We start from the raw sequence: 451 nt of genomic DNA, 5'->3' as shown, positions 1-451 counted from the left end.
TTCGGCAGTGCCACTGGTGCCGTTGGCCGGGATTTTCACCACGGTGCCATCGGTCAGCGTGAATTCCAGAGGACCATGGCTCGCCATTGGCATGCCGGCAGCGTTGGTCAAGGTCACGGTGTAGGTGACAGTGCCGCCTTCGGCGACAGTGGTTTTATCCACAGTCAGGGTGGCTTTCACCTCGGTGAGGGTGTCGCCGATGGTGACTTGAGCTTTGTCGCCCAGCACCAGGTTCTCGAACGACTTGCCGTCAACGGCAGCCTTGTCGATACCCACTTCGATGATCTGACCGTCTTTGTAGACGTCATCGCCTTGGGCTTTCAGCTCGTAAGGCGTGCTGGTGGTGCCAGCCTTGATCACCACGGTATCGCCGTTGCTCAGGGTGACGGTCAGGTCTTGCTTGAGAACCTGATCGACTTTGACGGTGAACTTCGGTGCCGCGTTTTCCAGT

General features: G+C 58.3%; 1 protein-coding gene. It reads right to left on the bottom strand.

The genetic code is table 11. From position 1 onward, the window contains the following. The coding region (locus H7995_RS28210; protein ID WP_206684773.1) for an immunoglobulin-like domain-containing protein at positions 1–451 on the bottom strand (451 nt) is incomplete at both ends.

The sequence above is a fragment of the Pseudomonas kielensis genome (assembly GCF_014236655.1).
Classification (GTDB): Bacteria; Pseudomonadota; Gammaproteobacteria; order Pseudomonadales; family Pseudomonadaceae; genus Aquipseudomonas; species Aquipseudomonas kielensis.
Note: the sequence above shows the minus strand (reverse complement) of the source record. Positions and strands in the feature narration are given on the sequence as shown.